Here is a 17,244-nt window from a genome sequence, read left to right as displayed (position 1 = left end):
CCCTCTGCCACCGCACCTTACAGTGGACGCGCCAGATCGCTTATCAGTGTCTGATTAAACTTCTGCGGCACTTCCATCTGCGGCGCATGCCCCATACCTGGGAACTCAATTAAATGTGCCCCCGGAATCATCTTTGTCACCTGTTTGCCCAACACATTGTAATGACCTAACTGCGCTTTGACCGCAGCCGGAGCGATATCGCTGCCAATCGCGGTGGTATCGGCGGTTCCGATCATCAGCGTTGTCGGCACTTTCAGGTCTTTGAATTCGTAATAGACTGGCTGGGTGAAAATCATGTCGTAAATGAGCGCAGAGTTCCACGCCACCTTCTTGTGGCCTGGCCCGCTGTTGAGGCCTGCCAGCATATCCACCCACTTGTCGTACTCCGGCTTCCACTGACCGCTGTAGTAAGTCGTCTGCTCATACTTTTTGATGCCCGCCGCACTGAGCTTCAGTTCGCGCTGATACCACTGATCCACCGAGCGCCACGGCGCGCCTTTGGCTTTCCAATCCTCAAGCCCAATCGGATTTACCAGCACCAGCTTCTGTGTCTGCTGTGGATACATCAGCGCATAGCGCGTCGCCAGCATCCCACCGGTTGAATGCCCGACCATCACCGCTTTAGCCACGCCAAGATGCGCTAACAGTTGATGGGTATTCAGCGCCAGCTGCTGGAAGCTGTATTGGTAGTTGGCAGGTTTCGTCGAGCTGCAAAAGCCAATCTGATCCGGCGCAATGACCCGATATCCCTGCTGGCTAAGCGTTTTGATGGTGTCTTCCCAGGTCGCACCACAAAAATTCTTACCGTGCAGTAGCACCACCGTTTGACCATTGGCCTGCTGCGCGGGTTTGACATCCATATACCCCATGCTCAGCGGTTGCTGCTGAGAGGAGAAATTAAAATGCTCGAGTGTGTAAGGGTAATGAAAACCTTCAAGCTGTTCGCCATACACATTGGCCGCCAATGCAGAGGGGGTGGGTAGCGCTGCCATCGCCGTCAAAATCACGGCAAGTGACTGTTTTATCGGGAAACGAAAAGCCATGCGCACTGCTCCTGAGCTATGAAAAAACCATCAGTCTGGCACGTTAATCGCCAGGACGTATTGATGAGGTGTGCCAGCGCCACGTTTTCTCTAACTGTTAAGCCTGGCAAAGCGATGGAAAATTTGGGTTAAAAATAACGTACGTGATTACGTTAAATATTCAACATCGGTTCAACAAAAACGGCCTTTATTTCATTAAAAGCAAGACCAGTCTTGATGACAAATAATAAAACAGCCAATTCCTTATAAAACTTTACGTTAATCGGATGAATGGAAAGATTAATTATTTTACACTGTGCCCAGTTAATGGAGGATCAAAAAGATGCCGCAAAAATACAACGAAGGGGTTATTGATTCGGTGACCAAATGGATTATGGACAATCTGGATCAGCGCTTAAGCATTGATGATATCGCCGTGAAATCGGGTTATTCCAAATGGTATTTACAGAAATTATTTGCCCGCTATCATAATGAAACGCTGGCACGGTATATCCGTAAAAAGAAACTGGCATGCTGTGTCAGCGAGCTGAAATACAGCAACGCACCGATCATCAGCCTGGCCGTAAAATACCATTTTGAAAGCCAGCAATCGTTCACTCGCTCCTTTAAGCAAGTGATGGGTTGCACCCCACTCTACTGCCGTAAGCGTCAGCTGGGGAGCGAAGCCGAGCAGCAATTGAAAGAGAGCACTGATCCCTGCGTGATTTGCCGTAAGCATGGATTTAACAGCAGTGAGAAAATGAAAGAGGTGAGAACGCCATCGCTACGTTCAGGTCAATTTCCCTCACGCATTGATTGTGTGATGCGTTAATAAACCGCGTAACTATTTTTCTTTGCAGGATTTGCATAACAACGGATGGTTCGCCATCCGTTGTTAAGAATAACCCTCATTGACCACGCTGAAATATTCTTCTCATCAGATAGCCTGTCAAAAATGATTCGGGAATAATTTTAGCCGCCCTATTTTAAATGCATTCTTATCAATAGGTTGATTTACAAACCATTAATTCACATCCGACCACGAAATGTTTTCCGATATTGTAACGGAGACGTATTCAAATTCTTTTTAAAATGTCGTCTTAACATCAACGGCGAAGAGAATCCGGCTTTTTCAGCGATCAGCTCAATCGGTTGGTCGGTTTTTTCCAAAAATCGCTGCGCCAATGCCAGGCGCTGGTTCACTAACCAATCACTGAAACAGCTGCCAGTGGTTTGGTTAAAACGGCGCGTAAAACTGCGACGGCTCATCAACGCTCTCTCCGCCAACTGATCCAGCGTAAGGGCCTGCTGCAAATTTTCGGTGGCCCAACTGAGCGCCGACATAAATCGATCGTTGCCCGCCGAGTGATAGACCGGCTGCTCAATATATTGCGCCTGGCCGCCCTGCCGATGCGGCGGGACCACCAGCATGCGCGCCACACTATTGGCCACATCCACTCCACACTGTTCACGCACCAGATGCAGGCAGCAATCGATACTCGCTGCAGTGCCCGCTGAGGTCACAATCTGCCCTTCGTCGATATACAACACGTCACGGTCAATCGTCACATCGGGGTAAAGCCGTTCAAAATCACTCATCCAACGCCAGTGTGTCGTGGCGCGCTGCTGTTGCAGCAAGCCAGCGGCTCCCAGCACAAAGGCGCCAAGACACAAGCCAACAATCTGAGCACCACGCTGGGCAGCCTGCTGTAACGCTTGCAACAACGCGGGCGGTGGCGCAACGGCAGGATCGCTCCAGCTGGGCACCACCACCATATCCGCTTCGGCCAGCATAGCCAGTTCATGCTCCGCGACAATCGAAAAACCGCTGTTGGTGCGGAGCGGACCGGCGTGGGTGGCACAGATCATTAACTGGTAGCAAGCTCGGCCATCTTCGCGTTCCGCCTTCTCAAACACCGCACAGGGAACGGAAAGATGAAACGGGATGATGTCGTCAAACACCACAACACCGACCTTGATGGGCGCATCCAGGTGCGCCATTTTTGGCGCAAAGTGAACGTTATTTGTCATGCGCAGTACTCCTTCACTTTCGGCACAATCGCCATACTGCTGTGCATCGGAAGTCACCCTGACTTCTCATTCAAAGAGATTATTAGCGATGAAAAACTTTTTTGCTTCAGGAACCTTAGCATTAGCGATGGCAATTTCTGGCAGTGCTATTGCCGAAGAACACAAAGCTGAAAATGCACCGACCATTCGTACAATGAGCGGTGTCACCGCCACCAGCCAGCTGACAGCCAATCAAACCGCGGTCATCGTGATTGATATTCAGAACGAATACTTCGCTGGCGGCAAAATGCCCATTCCAGACGGTATGAAAGCGCTGCAAAACAGTAAGCGCCTGGTTGAGTTTGCACACAAGCATGGCATGCCAGTGTTCTTCGTCCGCCATGAAGGCGCGGCAGATGGCCCGCTGTTCGCCAAAGGCAGCCGCTTCGCTGAATTCCACAAGGATTTGCAGCCGGGCAAAAATGATCGTGTCATTACCAAAGCCACACCGAGTTCTTTCGTGGGAACCGATCTGAAACAACAACTCGACAGTCTGGGCATCAAGCAGTTAATTGTCACCGGTCTGATGACCCATATGTGCGTGTCGTCCACCGCACGTGATGCCGTACCGCTTGGCTACTCGGTCATCATCCCGGAAGATGCCACCGCCACGCGCGATCTGGCGACCTGGGATAACAAGGTGGTCAATCACAAGGTGCTGCAGCAGAGCGCATTGGCAGGCGTTGCTGATGTGTTTGCCGAGATCAAAACCACCGACGCGGTATTAGCGCTGCCCGTTCATTAATCACTGCACTGCTTTACCCGGTAATAACTTTTCAGACATCACCTTGCGGCAGGACAGACTGTCCTGCCGCGCCTGCTGTTGCTGCCCCGCTGACAAATCCTGCCACACGCTTTGCAAATGTTCTGCCAGACCTGACTGGAAATGAATTTTCTGCAGCGCATAGTCCGAGTTGCTGCCTTCAATGATCTGCTGCATTGCCTGGGGTGAGTTGTCGCGCCCGTCATGGGTCAAGGTGCAGAACATGGCGATGTAATAGCCTTTGTCCTCATCGCTATAGTGCGGCATCAGCCACCAGACAGCCGCGCTGATGACGATAAGCACGGGCAGAAGGAATTTAAGTTTGAACATGGAATCATGGGCCTGTTTGAAAAAACGCGGCGATCTTAACAGATTCATCGGTTAACAGCCCTTAAACACCCACGGCAACGGCACGGCAAGTGAACGCCGCCTGCGTATTCTCTTAAAGTAACGTTTTCAGAGTTTATTTATTGAGCAGTTCGGCGCTGTTTGTTAATTTTGAGCCACTTTTCGCGCCATTCGCGCTTCATCGTGCCCGCTGTCACAGGGCCAGTTTTTCGCCTTAAAGCGGCAAAAGCTGGGATAGCGGCCGACAGGGTTACAGGAATGATGATGTCCAACCATAAACTTAAAATGCATTTGATTTCGCTGGCGTTGCTGGCGGAAAAAAAACTGACCACACGCAAACGCCTTCCCGCCTACCACCCCTCAGCCGAGCAGGATATTAACTTGCAGGCTCGCGCTAATCCGCCTGCGCCCATTCCGCGTCAGGTTTGGATGTACTGGGAAAGTGAAAAGCTCCCGGCTGAAGTCCAGATTTTTGTCGACAAAATTGCCCGTGAAAACCCTGGCTATACGCTGACGGTGATCAACAATCTCAATCTGCACGACTATTTACCCGACCTGAAGTTTGTCCACGCGGGGATGCGGGCTTCGCACAAAAGCGATGTGATTCGCCTGGAGCTGCTGCATCGTTATGGCGGAATCTGGATGGATGCCACCATTATCCTCAATCGCAGCCTTGATGAGCTGTTAGCAGTGAATGCGGATGAGCGTTATGACCTGGTCGCTTTTTATCGCGAGGAATCTACCCGCGATCGCGCTTATCCGGTTATGGAATCCTGGTTTCTCGCCGCGCCGAAAAACAATGCCTTTATCGGTCGCTGGCTGCACTGCTTCCGCCCGATTGTGGAGTTAGGCTCCGAGGCCTTCTTCCAGCAATTATTGGCGCTGCCGAACTACGACACCATTCTGCAGGGCATCAAGACGCCGGATTATCTGGTGGTGTATATCGCTCAGCAGCAGGCGCTGCGGGAAGAGAATCACTACAACTTTTACTTACGCAAAGCGGAAGCCGGTGCGTTATTGTATCAAACGCTGAGCGGCTGGCGTCCGGTGAAACTGAGCCGCATGCTGATGGTGGATGCTTTACCAGAGGTGTTGCCACCGGTGTACAAACTCACCAGCTTTGACCGCAAATATATCGCAACGCATCTGAAATACGGTGTGGTCAACAGCGATAGTCTGCTGGGGCAAGTATTGCTGCACGGCCAGCCGAAAAACCTGACACCTGCAGCGACGTTAGCGGGTAAAGCCGCTCAATAATGCCAGGTGCGCATCAATGCGCACACTGCAAAAAAACGCGCATTGGGGGTGTTTCGTGGCCACCCCCTCAATCCGTGCATGTGGGTTGCAACGTCGCTATCAGGCAAAACCTTGCGTTAGTGCTGTAGCGACGCCGTTACGCAGCGCCAGGCATTAGCGCTGTAACCTCACCATCAAGCTGAACTTCGTATTCGCGCAGTAGCATCGCCATTAATGGCGACGTGATAATTTACAGCGCCTGCGCGCACGCCCACGCTGAACTCCACGCCCACTGGAAGTTATATCCACCGAGCCAACCGGTGACATCCACCACTTCGCCGATGAAGTAAAGGCCGGGCACGTCACGCGCTTCCATGGTTTTGGAAGAGAGCTGCGTGGTATCGACGCCGCCCATCGTCACTTCGGCGGTACGGTAGCCTTCGGTGCCATTTGGCTGCACGCGCCACTGATGCAACGTAGTGACCAACTCGGCCTGCTGTTTGCTGTTGAGCTGCTTCAGCGTCACATCCGGGATCTGTTTCAGCTCCTGCAACACTTCCACCAGTCGCTTTGGCAAAATTTTCGCCAGGCTGTTTTTCAGGCTGAGGTTCGGATGTGCCTCGCGCTGCACGTTGATGAAATCATCGAGCGAGGTCTCCGGCGACAGATTAATGGTGACAAATTCACCTGGCTGCCAGTAGCTGGAAATTTGCAGCACCGCCGGACCCGACAAGCCGCGATGGGTAAACAGCATCGCTTCTTTAAACAGCGTGCCGTCCTGCGCCGTAATGGTGGTGGGCAGCGCCACACCCGACAGCGTGTTTAACTGCTCCAGCAACGGCTTATGCAGGGTGAAAGGCACCAGTGCAGCGCGCGTCGGAAAGACTTTCAAACCAAACTGCTCGGCCACTTTGTAGCCAAACGGCGTCGCCCCGAGGCCCGGCATCGATAATCCCCCACTCGCGATCACCAGCTTTTCTGCCTGCACCTCGGAGCCATTCAGCTGTAGCCTGTAGCCATTTTCATCACGCGTCACGCTCAGCACTTCACTGCGCAAACGCACGGTGACTTGTCCGTCTTCGCACTCTTTTAAGAGCAGATCCACGATCTGCTGCGCCGAATCATCGCAGAACAGTTGGCCAAGGGTTTTCTCGTGATATGCAATCTTGTGGCGATTCACCAGATCGATGAAGTCCCACTGGGTGTAACGCGCTAGTGCCGACTTGCTGAAATGCGGGTTATGCGAGAGATACGCCGCCGGTTCGGTGTACATATTGGTGAAGTTACAGCGGCCACCGCCGGACATCAGGATTTTACGTCCCGCCTTTTTGCCGTTATCCAGCAACAGCACACGACGACCTAACTGCCCTGCCTGCGCCGCACAGAACATGCCGGCAGCGCCTGCACCTATTACGATAACGTCAAACTTGTCCACAGTGCTTAATCCACATAATTGAAAGGCGGTGATTGTAGAGATCTGCGGCATTTCGCGCCAGCGTCAAAAAAATGCCGTAAATATGTCATATTGTAACTCGCTTATTTTTCAGTCTTTTTACCTTATCTGACCGGGTTTGTGGCAATTTTAAGACAAAAAAGGGCTATATTTTCCTTTCACATCATGCGGGTTGTCGCCGATAATGCGCCGCGTTCATGTCCTCCAAAAAATGGCGTAACGTTTATGCTACATCTGTTCGCTGGTCTTGACCTCAGTACCGGCCTGTTTTTGGTATTAGCTCTGCTGTTTGTCTTGTTCTATGAGGCAATCAACGGTTTCCACGACACTGCTAACGCAGTCGCTACAGTCATTTATACCCGCGCGATGCGGGCGCAATTGGCGGTTGTGATGGCGGGTGTTTTCAACTTCTTAGGCGTTTTGCTGGGTGGTTTAAGCGTGGCCTATGCCATCGTGCATATGCTGCCAACGGATTTACTGCTGAATGTAGGTTCTGCACACGGCCTCGCCATGGTGTTCTCCATGCTGCTGGCAGCCATTATCTGGAACCTTGGCACCTGGTATCTGGGCTTGCCGGCATCCAGTTCTCACACCTTGATCGGCGCGATTATCGGTATTGGTCTCACCAATGCACTGATGACCGGCACCTCGGTGGTTGATGCGCTTAACCTGCCGAAAGTGATCAATATTTTCCTGTCTCTGATTCTGTCACCGATTGTCGGTCTGGTGATTGCGGGTTCATTGATTTTCATCCTGCGTCGTTACTGGAGCGGAACCCCTAAACGTTCGCGCATCCATATGACACCGGCTGACCGTGAAAAGATCGATGGCAAGAAGAAGCCACCGTTTTGGACGCGTATCGCCTTGATCGTCTCGGCAATTGGTGTGAGCTACTCCCATGGCGCTAACGATGGTCAGAAAGGCATTGGCTTGATTATGCTCGTGCTGATTGGTGTGGCACCCGCTGGTTTCGTGGTCAACATGAACGCTTCGGGTTATGACATCACCCGGACGCGCGATGCGGTCAATCATCTGGAGCAGTATTACCAGCAGCATAGCGATTCACTCACGCATATCGTCCAGATGGCGCCACCAGCGGTGCCAACGCCGGAAGAATCTGTGGGCGGTCCGCATGAGTTCCATTGCGATAGCAGCCGTGCGCTGCAGGCTATTAATCGTGCCCAACTCTTGCTGACCAATCTGAACAGCTATGACCAACTGACGGTTGATCAGCGCAGTCAGATGCGTCGCCTGCTGATGTGCGTCTCGGACACGGCCGATAAAGCGGCGAAGCTGCCAGAGACCACCCCGGACGATAAGCGCTTCCTCAACAAGCTGAAGGGCGATCTGCTGGGCACCGTAGAGTACGCACCGATCTGGATCATCATGGCTGTGGCGTTAGCGCTGGGCATTGGCACCATGATTGGCTGGCGTCGCGTGGCGACCACCATCGGTGAGAAAATCGGTAAGAAAGGCATGACCTATGCGCAAGGCATGTCAGCGCAGGTCACTGCGGCCGTGTCGATTGGTGTCGCGAGCTATACCGGAATGCCGGTTTCGACCACGCATATCCTGTCGTCATCGGTTGCCGGAACCATGCTGGTTGATGGCGGTGGATTACAGAGCCGTACTATCAAAAACATCGCCATGGCGTGGGTGTTCACCCTGCCGGTCTGTATTGTGCTGTCAGGTTCGCTCTACTGGATCGCGCTGAAAATTATCTAAGCCGTCAACGGCAAACAAGAGGGCGACTGTTCAACACAGGTCGCCCTTTTTTATTGCCGCTATTTAATGCCAGATCGCCAGGCCAACCAGACTCACCACCACCAAAAAACAGAGCCCGCTGGTCAAGACAAACTGCCTGCGCACGCGCTCGCAGCGGCGAATAAATTCGTCGTCGTGATGATCGCGATAGCGTTTATCCCAGATATAACGCACCAGTCGCACCTGCTTGCTCGGCTGACCATGAGACGTGAAGAAACCCGCCCCATCCACATATTGATACAGCAGCGGATCGCAACCGCGCAGCACAGCCAATAGCGAGCGCAAAGAAGAGAAGTAGCGCGCCATATTCACCAGACAAACAACACACAGAGCCCAAAAAAGCGCGATAGTGCTGATCATGTTCCCCTCCCAGCTGGAGCCGCAATGACGTCGAAGGCAGCGGGGAAATGCTGTAGACGCCCCACGGGAAATTAACCAGCCACAGATGAATCGAATTGCATTGTTGTTATGCGAGCCCGAGCGCGTTACCCAGACGGCAGTGGCACTCATTTTCAGTGTAGGAGATCTGTTCAATTTTTTTCCAGCGATGATTTTCGTTCACCGCGAGTGAAAATTGCGATAGCGCTTGATCTTCCTCACAAGCGAGCCGTGGATTGCAGCATTTGTTAACAACTCTGGCTATACTCAACACATAACAACAGAACGCCTGCAGGGCATAAATTGTGGTTGGTGGCGCTTCATCGCTGTTTCGCGCAAAGGATTTCGCTCGCCGAGCGGCGGGAATTCAGGTAGCCCCAGAATCTTGAGAAGGAGTTTTATCATGGCTTATAAACACATCCTGATTGCAGTAGACCTTTCCCCGGAAAGCCAGTTGCTGGTTGATAAAGCCGTTTCACTGGCCCGTCCTTATGATGCAAAAATCTCGCTGATCCACGTTGATGTGAATTACTCAGACCTTTACACCGGGCTGATTGACGTTAACTTGGGCGACATGCAGAAACGCATTTCTGAAGAGACGCACACCGCGCTGAAAGAGCTTTCTACCAACGCCGGTTATCCGATCAGTGAAACCCTGAGCGGCAGCGGCGATCTCGGCCAGGTGCTGGTGGATGCGATTAAGAAATATGAAGTGGATTTAGTGGTCTGTGGCCACCATCAGGATTTCTGGAGCAAGCTGATGTCATCCGCGCGACAGCTGATCAATACGGTACATATTGATATGCTGATTGTGCCGCTGCGTGACGAAGAAGACGAATAAAAACAGGGCCAGTAATGGCCCTGTTTTTTTGGTAGAGGCGTAATGCATCGCGCGTCTTTAAACCCCGCGCGATAAATCACGTCGCGACGCCAGCAGGCAGATTCATACCAACGGCGGATAAATATCAAAGCGATGGCTTTTGGTGACCACCGCCGATTGGGTTGCCACTCCCGCTAACGGCGGCGCGTAATCCGGGCGCTTTACCACGATGCGTTTCTTCGCCAGACGGCGAGCGGGTTCCAGCAACGCATCGGCATCCTCATCAGCCCCGACCAGCGACTGAAATACCCGCATCTCCTTCTTCACCATCGCGCTCTTTTGACGATGGGGATACATCGGATCGAGATACACCACATCTGGTGCAGGCGTGATATCACTTAACGCCTGTTGGCTCACCACATGCAGCAGCGTCAGACGTTCGCGCAGCCAGCCGCCGATCTCCGCATCTTCATAGCCACGACGTAAGCCATCATCCAGTAATGCCGCGACCACAGGATGACGCTCCAGCATGCGCACACGGCAGCCGAGCGCTGCCAGCACAAAGGCATCGCGCCCCAATCCAGCCGTCGCGTCGATCACGTCCGGCAAATAGCCACCTTTAATGCCCACCGCTTTCGCCACCGCCTCGCCGCGACCGCCACCAAACTTGCGACGATGCGCCATGGCACCGGTGACAAAATCCACAAAGATGCCGCCCAGTTTAGGCTCATCCTGTTTGCGCAGCTCGAGGCGCTCCGGCGTCAGCACCAGTGCCATTACGGCCTGATCGTCATGCTGTAAGCCCCAGCGCTGCGCCAGATGCAATAAGGCGCCGTCTCCGGCGCCTGATTCATCGATTAAACCGATTTTCACAAGCAGGCTTATCCCTGAATTCCGTAGTGTTCCAGCATCGCGTCCAGCTGTGGTTCACGGCCACGGAAGCGTTTGAACAGCTCCATTGGCTCTTCGGAACCGCCGCGCGTCAGGATGTTGTCGAGGAACGACTGGCCGGTTTCACGGTTGAAGATGCCCTCTTCTTCGAAGCGCGAATAGGCATCCGCTGCCAGCACATCCGCCCACAGGTAGCTGTAATAACCTGCGGCATAACCGCCAGCGAAGACGTGGCTAAACGCATGCGGGAAACGGCCCCACTCCGGGCTTGGCACCACGGCAACCTGCTTCTTCACTTCACGCAGGGTTTCGAGGATCTGCGCGCCTTTTTCCGGGTTGAATTCGGTGTGCATACGGAAATCAAACAGGCCGAACTCCAGCTGACGCAGGATAAACAGCGCCGCCTGATAGTTCTTCGCCGCCAGCATCTTATCCAGCAGATCTTTCGGCAACGGTTCGCCGGTCTCGTAGTGGCCGGAGATAAACGCCAGCGCGTCCGGCTCCCAGCACCAGTTTTCCATAAACTGGCTTGGCAGCTCGACCGCATCCCATGGCACACCGCTGATGCCAGATACGCCCGGTGCTTCGATGCGCGTCAGCATGTGGTGCAAGCCGTGCCCAAACTCATGGAACAAAGTGGTGACTTCATCGTGGGTAAACAGCGCAGGTTTGCCCTGTACCGGACGGTTGAAGTTACAGGTGAGGTACGCCACTGGCTTCTGCAAGCTGCCGTCGGCTTTACGCATCTGACCGACGCAATCGTCCATCCACGCCCCGCCACGCTTGTGCTCACGCGCATACAGGTCAAGATAGAAACTGCCGCGCAGCTCGCCGCTTTCATCAAACAGGTCGAAGAAGCGCACGTCTGGGTGGTAAACATCGACGTCTTTACGCTCTTTGGCTGTAATGCCATAAATACGTTTAACCACTTCAAACAGGCCGCTCACCGCACGCTCTTCCGGGAAGTACGGACGCAGTTGCTCATCGCTGATGGTGTACAGATGCTGTTTTTGTTTCTCACCGTAGTAAGTGAGATCCCACGGATTCATCTCGTCAACGCCACACTCTTTTTTGGCGAAGGCGCGCAGCTGGGCTAACTCTTTCTCACCCTGCGGACGCGCACGTTTGGCGAGGTCGGTCAGGAAGTCGATCACCTGCGCCGGGTTCTCAGCCATTTTGGTGGCCAGTGATTTATGCGCGAAGGAGTCAAAACCGAGCAGCTGTGCCAGCTCGTGACGCAATGCCAGCTCTTCGCCCATGATCGGGCCGTTATCCCATTTACCGGCATTTGGACCCTGCTCAGAAGCACGCGTTGAATAAGCGCGGTACATCTCTTCACGCAGCGCCGCGTTGTCGCAGTAGGTCATCACCGGCAGGTAGCTTGGGATATCCAGCGTCAGCAACCAGCCTTCCTGCTCTTTGGCTTCGGCCTGCGCTTTCGCCGCCGCCAGCGCACTTTCCGGCATGCCCGCCAGATCCGCTTCGTCGGTGATCAGCTTGCTCCAGCCCATAGTGGCGTCGAGCACGTTGTTGCTGTAAGTCGAACCCAGTTCAGACAGACGCGCCGCGATTTCGCCATAGCGTTTCTGTTTTTCTTTATCGAGACCGATACCGGACAACTCAAAATCACGCAGTGCGTTATCCACCGCTTTCTTCTGGGCGATATCCAGCTCGGCATAGTTGTCGCCTTGCTTCAGATCGCGATAAGCCTGATACAGGCCTTCATGCTGGCCTACCCAGGTGCTGTATTCGGACAGCAGCGGCAGCGTTTGCTCGTAAGCTTCACGCAGTTCCGGGCTGTTCTTCACCGAGTTGAGATGGCTCACCGGTGAGAAAATGCGGCTTAAGTGGTCATCCACTTCCGCCAGTGGCTGCACTAAATTGTCCCAAGTGTAAGGTGCACCCTGTGCTACAACGCGTTCTACTTCAGCGCGGCAGTTGTTCAGCGCTTCAGTCACAGCAGGAACCACGTGCTCAGGTTTGATCGCGGAAAACGGCGGAAGCGTGTAAGGGGTGAGTAACGGATTGGTCATAAGCGCAGTCCTATCTTCATGGAGTGGGGGTGGCGCGCAATGGCGCGACGCAATCTTTCTAACATGCGGTCAGTGAACGTGAAAATCAATGCTACTGAGAATGAACCGGTAAAGAAAAAAGCGCGAGCGCCGAAACGTCAGCAATTTTTACGCAGCGCGGCTATAATCGCGCCACACACGATGTTTTTATCTCCTTTGATCCAACCGCGGACCCCTCTTTTTTATGCTGAGTTATCGCCACAGTTTTCATGCCGGCAACCATGCCGACGTGCTCAAACATACCGTTGAAAGCCTGATCCTCACCGCCCTGATGGAGAAGGAAAAACCTTTCCTCTATCTGGATACCCACGCCGGTGCCGGACGTTACCAGCTGAGCGGAGAGCACGCCGAGCGTACCGGTGAATATCTGGAAGGCATTGCGCGTATCTGGCAGCAGCCAGACGCGCCAGAACTGCTGAAGCCTTATCTGACGGCCGTTCGCAACCTCAACCCGCATGGCACCTTGCGCTACTATCCAGGCTCGCCGCTGATCGCCCGCTACCTGCTGCGTGAAGACGACAAGCTGGAGCTGACCGAACTGCACTCCAGCGACTATCCGCTGCTGCGTTCTGAATTCAGTAAAGATGCGCGCGCACGCGTAGCACGTGGCGACGGCTATCAGCAGTTAAAAGCCAAACTGCCTCCACAGAGCCGCCGTGGTCTGATTCTTATCGATCCGCCGTACGAAATGAAAAGCGATTATCAGGACGTGGTGAAAGGCATTCAGGAAGGTTACAAACGCTTTGCTACCGGTGTGTACGCGCTGTGGTATCCAGTGGTGCTGCGCCAGCAAATCAAACACATGATTAAAGACCTGGAAGCCAGCAACATCCGCAACATTCTGCAGATCGAACTGGCGGTGCGCCCGGATAGCGATCAACGCGGTATGACCGCCTCCGGCATGATCGTGATTAACCCGCCGTGGAAACTGAAAGCGCAGATGGAAGAACTGTTGCCGTGGCTGCATAAGAAGCTGGTGCCGGCGGGTACTGGTCACTACAGCGTCACGCAAATCGTTCCAGAATAACGTGCTGAACGGGTGCGGCTCCCCGGCCGCCCTTTGCCGTTGTCTTTCTAAGGACACTCTTTATGTGGATCATTCTGGCTGGCGCACTCACTGTGCTGTCGCCTGCCAAACGCCTTGCCGTACTACTGCTGTTATTGGCGACGATAATGGGCCTGTTCCAGGATGTGCTGGACTGGCCTGCTCTCGCCATTTTAGGTGCTATCGCTTTGCTGGCGTGGGTGCGGGTGGAAAATCCCACCAACCGTGCGGTGCTGCTCATCAGCGAAGCACTGCTGGTGTTGATCGCCGGCGGCCTGTTCCTGCACCTGTTGCCGGGCTTTAACAACCCGCGCCAGATCGAGGAGATGCAGGTTGGCCCCAACAGTGTGCCATTCAGCTTCTACTACAACTTTGATAAAGCGCTGATTCCCTTTGTGCTGCTGGCTGCGTTGCCCACGCTGTTCCGTACGCAGAAATTTCCCGCACCGCACAAGATTCTGTGGCTGCTGTTATTGGCGGCAATCCCGCTGCTGCTGTACGTCGCCGTGCTGCTGGGTGGACTGGCGATTGAGCCACACTGGCCGGACTGGCTCGGCAGCTTTATGCTGGCAAACCTGTTCTTTGTCTCGCTGGCAGAAGAGGCGTTCTTCCGCGGCTATGTGCAACAGCGCCTGCGCCAGAAAATCGGTGGCGTGGCGGCGCTGTTGATTGCGTCAGTGCTGTTTGGGCTGGCGCATTTCCCTGGCGGGATGATGTTAGTGGTCTTCGCGACTCTGGCCGGGTTGATTTACGGCCTGGCGTGGCACTGGAGCGGGCGCGTTTGGGTCGCCACCGGCGTCCACTTCCTGTTCAACATGACGCACCTGCTGTTCTTCACCTATCCGGCGTTACAGCATTAAATCTCGAACACCGCGAAATCCCGTGCCAGCTCGGTCGCTGCAAATACCGACTGGCACTCCGCCAGCAGTCTCTCCCGATCGCTCGACAAATAACGCGAACTGAAGTGCGTGGCGATCATGCGTTTTGCACCTGCCAGTTTTGCTACTTCGGCAGCCTGAATCGTGGTGGAGTGGCCGCGACCATTGGCTTTTTCGGCCATTGCGGCTTCCAGCGTGGTTTCGTGCACCATCACATCCGCACTAGCAGCCAGCTCAAGCGCCACTTCGGTCGGACCGGTATCACCGAATATCGCCACCACTTTGCCCCTGGTCGCCGGGCCGAGATACGCCGCGCCATTAATCTCACGCCCGTCTTCTAATCGGATGGATTTGCCCTCTTTCAAATCCTGATACCAGGGCCCACGCGGCACGCCTTCTGCTTTCAGTCGTGGCGCATCAAGAAAGCCCGGCTTGTCATGCTGCTCAATGCGATAGCCATAGCACTCGACCACATGATTCATTGGATAGGCAATGACGCGGAACTCGCCATCATCCAGCACTTCGCCCGCTTCAATTTCCACGATCTCCAGCGGAAATCCGGTGTAAGAGCCACTGAGGCTGAGTGCTGTCTCGACGAACTGTTTGATGCCTTTCGGACCATATACCGTCATCGGCTCCAGCAGCCCGGCCATTGAGCGGCTGGTCAGTAAACCCGGCAGGCCAAAGATGTGGTCACCGTGCAGATGGGTAATAAAGATTTTTTCCAGCTTGCTCGGCTTGAGTGCAGAGCGCATAAACTGGTGCTGCGTCGCTTCACCGCAGTCGAACAGCCAGGTGTCGCCCCGTTTCGACAGCGTCAGCGCAATCGCCGTGACGTTACGTTGCAGGCTCGGCGCACCCGCGCCGGTGCCGAGAAAAGTCAGATGCATAATGTCTTCCATGTAAGCGGAACCTAGATTTAACCCTATCATAATCATAGGCCGAACCTTTGCGCGGCTTGCACAAGCAGCGTTACACTCTATGCCAATTTTCTTCCAACAGATGGACATTCCGGATGACCCGACATTTTGACTACCTCGCCATCGGCGGCGGCAGCGGCGGTATCGCCTCGATTAACCGTGCAGCGATGCATGGCCAGAAATGCGCGCTGATCGAAGCGAAAGAATTGGGCGGCACCTGTGTCAACGTTGGCTGCGTGCCGAAAAAGGTGATGTGGCATGCCGCGCAGATTGCCGAAGCTATCCACCTGTACGGCCCGGACTACGGTTTCGATACCACCGTGAACCATTTTGACTGGTCAGTGCTGGTGAAAAACCGCAGCGCTTACATCGACCGTATTCATACCTCATACGATAACGTGCTGGGTAAAAATAACGTTGAAGTGATCAAAGGCTTCGCCCGCTTTATTGATGCTAATACCGTGGAAGTGAACGGCGAAACCATCACGGCCGATCACATCCTGATCGCCACCGGCGGTCGTCCAAGTCATCCCAAAGTACCTGGCGCGGAATACGGTATCGACTCTGACGGTTTCTTCGAGCTGGATGCGCTGCCGAAGCGTGTCGCGGTGGTGGGCGCAGGGTATATCGCGGTGGAGCTGGCCGGTGTGGTCAACGCACTGGGTGCCGAAACCCATCTGTTTGTGCGCAAACACGCGCCGCTGCGCAGCTTCGATCCGCTGATTGTCGATACGCTGGTAGAAGTGATGCAGGCCGAAGGCCCAACGCTGCACACCGAGTCGATTCCAAAAGCGGTGATCAAGAACGCCGACGGCAGCCTGACGCTGCAACTGGAAAGCGGCCATGAGCAAACCGTCGATTGCCTGGTGTGGGCGATTGGTCGCGAACCGGCTACCGACAATCTCAACCTCTCCGTAACCGGCGTGGCGCTGAACGACAAAGGCTATATCAACGTTGATAAGTTCCAGAACACCAACGTGAAAGGCATTTATGCGGTCGGTGACAACACTGGTGCTGTGGAGTTGACGCCAGTGGCCGTCGCCGCAGGGCGTCGTCTGTCAGAACGCCTGTTCAACAACAAGCCCGACGAGCACCTGGATTACAGCAATGTGCCAACCGTGGTATTCACCCATCCACCGATTGGTACCGTTGGATTGACCGAACCGCAGGCGCGCGAGCAGTACGGCGACGATCAGGTGAAAGTGTATAAATCTTCCTTCACCGCGATGTACACCGCTGTCACCCAGCATCGCCAACCGTGCCGCATGAAGCTGGTGTGTGTCGGCGCGGAGGAGAAGATTGTCGGCATTCACGGTATCGGTAACGGTATGGATGAGATGCTGCAAGGCTTCGCAGTGGCACTGAAGATGGGCGCTACCAAGAAAGACTTCGACAACACCGTGGCGATTCACCCGACGGCGGCAGAAGAGTTTGTCACCATGCGTTGATGAATGGGGCGGCATTTGCCGTAATGCTTGTCAGCTAAGGTCCTGTTCGAATGAGGCCGCCATTTTCTAAAAAGGGCGGCCTTTTTATGCGCGTTTTGGTGCGGACCACAGCGCCTCTGCTGCTGCCGGGCCGTCC

16 protein-coding genes are annotated in these 17,244 nt (G+C 54.2%); 8 read left to right on the top strand and 8 right to left on the bottom strand.

What is annotated here, in order from left to right; translation table 11 throughout:
• Positions 1-17 precede the first annotated feature (17 nt).
• Positions 18-1,043 (bottom strand): alpha/beta fold hydrolase, encoded by a 1,026-nt coding sequence (locus VH86_RS18565; protein ID WP_045833757.1) that lies wholly within the window; start codon positions 1,041-1,043, stop codon positions 18-20.
• 322 nt (positions 1,044-1,365) lie between these two features.
• Here VH86_RS18565 and VH86_RS18560 point away from each other — a divergent pair, with 322 nt between their 5' ends.
• Positions 1,366-1,854, top strand: coding sequence for a helix-turn-helix domain-containing protein (locus tag VH86_RS18560; protein WP_038644237.1), 489 nt, complete (start codon positions 1,366-1,368; stop codon positions 1,852-1,854).
• Between the two features lie 197 nt (positions 1,855-2,051).
• Here the strand turns inward: VH86_RS18560 and VH86_RS18555 are convergent, their stop codons facing one another.
• Positions 2,052-3,053 (bottom strand): GlxA family transcriptional regulator, encoded by a 1,002-nt coding sequence (locus VH86_RS18555; RefSeq protein WP_045833756.1) that lies wholly within the window; start codon positions 3,051-3,053, stop codon positions 2,052-2,054.
• An 88-nt stretch (positions 3,054-3,141) separates the two neighbouring features.
• Between VH86_RS18555 and VH86_RS18550 the strand changes: the two genes are divergently transcribed.
• Entirely contained in the window at positions 3,142-3,837 is a 696-nt protein-coding gene (locus tag VH86_RS18550) for a cysteine hydrolase family protein (RefSeq protein ID WP_045833755.1), read from the top strand.
• Here VH86_RS18550 and VH86_RS18545 read toward each other — a convergent pair whose 3' ends face one another.
• Positions 3,838-4,185 (bottom strand): hypothetical protein, encoded by a 348-nt coding sequence (locus tag VH86_RS18545; RefSeq protein ID WP_045833802.1) that lies wholly within the window; start codon positions 4,183-4,185, stop codon positions 3,838-3,840. It lies immediately after the preceding gene.
• 282 nt (positions 4,186-4,467) lie between these two features.
• Between VH86_RS18545 and VH86_RS18540 the strand changes: the two genes are divergently transcribed.
• The gene (locus VH86_RS18540) at positions 4,468-5,460 is read left to right on the top strand and encodes a glycosyltransferase family 32 protein (protein WP_045833754.1); all 993 of its coding nucleotides are present in this window, start codon (positions 4,468-4,470) and stop codon (positions 5,458-5,460) included.
• 229 nt (positions 5,461-5,689) lie between these two features.
• Here VH86_RS18540 and VH86_RS18535 read toward each other — a convergent pair whose 3' ends face one another.
• The gene (locus VH86_RS18535) at positions 5,690-6,874 is read right to left on the bottom strand and encodes an NAD(P)/FAD-dependent oxidoreductase (RefSeq protein WP_038649818.1); all 1,185 of its coding nucleotides are present in this window, start codon (positions 6,872-6,874) and stop codon (positions 5,690-5,692) included.
• 243 nt (positions 6,875-7,117) lie between these two features.
• Between VH86_RS18535 and pitA the strand changes: the two genes are divergently transcribed.
• Positions 7,118-8,617 (top strand): inorganic phosphate transporter PitA, encoded by a 1,500-nt coding sequence (pitA, locus tag VH86_RS18530; RefSeq protein WP_038644233.1) that lies wholly within the window; start codon positions 7,118-7,120, stop codon positions 8,615-8,617.
• 63 nt (positions 8,618-8,680) lie between these two features.
• Here pitA and uspB read toward each other — a convergent pair whose 3' ends face one another.
• Entirely contained in the window at positions 8,681-9,016 is a 336-nt protein-coding gene (gene uspB, locus VH86_RS18525; RefSeq protein ID WP_034819764.1) for a universal stress protein UspB, read from the bottom strand.
• Positions 9,017-9,437: 421 nt separating this feature from the next.
• On the opposite strand from uspB, the gene uspA reads away from it, so the two are divergent.
• Positions 9,438-9,875: a universal stress protein UspA gene (uspA, locus tag VH86_RS18520; protein ID WP_045814098.1), complete on the top strand. Its 438-nt coding sequence runs from the start codon at positions 9,438-9,440 to the stop codon at positions 9,873-9,875.
• 102 nt (positions 9,876-9,977) lie between these two features.
• Here the strand turns inward: uspA and rsmJ are convergent, their stop codons facing one another.
• Together rsmJ and prlC are read right to left on the bottom strand one after the other, a co-directional pair.
• The gene (rsmJ, locus tag VH86_RS18515) at positions 9,978-10,727 is read right to left on the bottom strand and encodes a 16S rRNA (guanine(1516)-N(2))-methyltransferase RsmJ (protein ID WP_045833753.1); all 750 of its coding nucleotides are present in this window, start codon (positions 10,725-10,727) and stop codon (positions 9,978-9,980) included.
• Between the two features lie 8 nt (positions 10,728-10,735).
• Complete coding sequence (gene prlC / locus VH86_RS18510; protein ID WP_045833752.1) at positions 10,736-12,778, bottom strand: oligopeptidase A; 2,043 nt, start codon at positions 12,776-12,778, stop codon at positions 10,736-10,738.
• A gap of 223 nt (positions 12,779-13,001) precedes the next feature.
• On the opposite strand from prlC, the gene VH86_RS18505 reads away from it, so the two are divergent.
• Positions 13,002-13,844: a 23S rRNA (adenine(2030)-N(6))-methyltransferase RlmJ gene (locus VH86_RS18505; protein WP_045833751.1), complete on the top strand. Its 843-nt coding sequence runs from the start codon at positions 13,002-13,004 to the stop codon at positions 13,842-13,844.
• Between the two features lie 62 nt (positions 13,845-13,906).
• Positions 13,907-14,722: a CPBP family intramembrane glutamic endopeptidase gene (locus VH86_RS18500; protein ID WP_045833750.1), complete on the top strand. Its 816-nt coding sequence runs from the start codon at positions 13,907-13,909 to the stop codon at positions 14,720-14,722.
• On the opposite strand, the gene rnz is transcribed toward VH86_RS18500, so the two are convergent.
• Complete coding sequence (gene rnz / locus VH86_RS18495) at positions 14,719-15,630, bottom strand: ribonuclease Z (protein WP_045833749.1); 912 nt, start codon at positions 15,628-15,630, stop codon at positions 14,719-14,721. The genes VH86_RS18500 and rnz overlap by 4 nt on opposite strands.
• A 125-nt stretch (positions 15,631-15,755) precedes the next feature.
• On the opposite strand from rnz, the gene gorA reads away from it, so the two are divergent.
• Entirely contained in the window at positions 15,756-17,108 is a 1,353-nt protein-coding gene (gorA, locus tag VH86_RS18490; protein ID WP_045833748.1) for a glutathione-disulfide reductase, read from the top strand.
• The last annotated feature ends 136 nt before the right edge of the window (positions 17,109-17,244 follow it).

It is taken from the genome of Pantoea sp. BL1, assembly GCF_000963985.1.
Lineage (GTDB): Bacteria > Pseudomonadota > Gammaproteobacteria > Enterobacterales > Enterobacteriaceae > Pantoea > Pantoea rwandensis_B.
Note: the sequence above shows the minus strand (reverse complement) of the source record. Positions and strands in the feature narration are given on the sequence as shown.

What these genes read in the sequence shown, in the direction of transcription:
- VH86_RS18565 (WP_045833757.1), bottom strand. Translation starts at nt 1,043, where the DNA reads ATGGCTTTTCGTTTCCCGATAAAACAGTCACTTGCCGTGATTTTGACG.
- VH86_RS18560 (WP_038644237.1), top strand. Translation starts at nt 1,366, where the DNA reads ATGCCGCAAAAATACAACGAAGGGGTTATTGATTCGGTGACCAAATGG.
- VH86_RS18555 (WP_045833756.1), bottom strand. Translation starts at nt 3,053, where the DNA reads ATGACAAATAACGTTCACTTTGCGCCAAAAATGGCGCACCTGGATGCG.
- VH86_RS18550 (WP_045833755.1), top strand. Translation starts at nt 3,142, where the DNA reads ATGAAAAACTTTTTTGCTTCAGGAACCTTAGCATTAGCGATGGCAATT.
- VH86_RS18545 (WP_045833802.1), bottom strand. Translation starts at nt 4,185, where the DNA reads ATGTTCAAACTTAAATTCCTTCTGCCCGTGCTTATCGTCATCAGCGCG.
- VH86_RS18540 (WP_045833754.1), top strand. Translation starts at nt 4,468, where the DNA reads ATGTCCAACCATAAACTTAAAATGCATTTGATTTCGCTGGCGTTGCTG.
- pitA (WP_038644233.1), top strand. Translation starts at nt 7,118, where the DNA reads ATGCTACATCTGTTCGCTGGTCTTGACCTCAGTACCGGCCTGTTTTTG.
- uspB (WP_034819764.1), bottom strand. Translation starts at nt 9,016, where the DNA reads ATGATCAGCACTATCGCGCTTTTTTGGGCTCTGTGTGTTGTTTGTCTG.
- uspA (WP_045814098.1), top strand. Translation starts at nt 9,438, where the DNA reads ATGGCTTATAAACACATCCTGATTGCAGTAGACCTTTCCCCGGAAAGC.
- prlC (WP_045833752.1), bottom strand. Translation starts at nt 12,778, where the DNA reads ATGACCAATCCGTTACTCACCCCTTACACGCTTCCGCCGTTTTCCGCG.
- VH86_RS18505 (WP_045833751.1), top strand. Translation starts at nt 13,002, where the DNA reads ATGCTGAGTTATCGCCACAGTTTTCATGCCGGCAACCATGCCGACGTG.
- VH86_RS18500 (WP_045833750.1), top strand. Translation starts at nt 13,907, where the DNA reads ATGTGGATCATTCTGGCTGGCGCACTCACTGTGCTGTCGCCTGCCAAA.
- rnz (WP_045833749.1), bottom strand. Translation starts at nt 15,630, where the DNA reads ATGCATCTGACTTTTCTCGGCACCGGCGCGGGTGCGCCGAGCCTGCAA.
- gorA (WP_045833748.1), top strand. Translation starts at nt 15,756, where the DNA reads ATGACCCGACATTTTGACTACCTCGCCATCGGCGGCGGCAGCGGCGGT.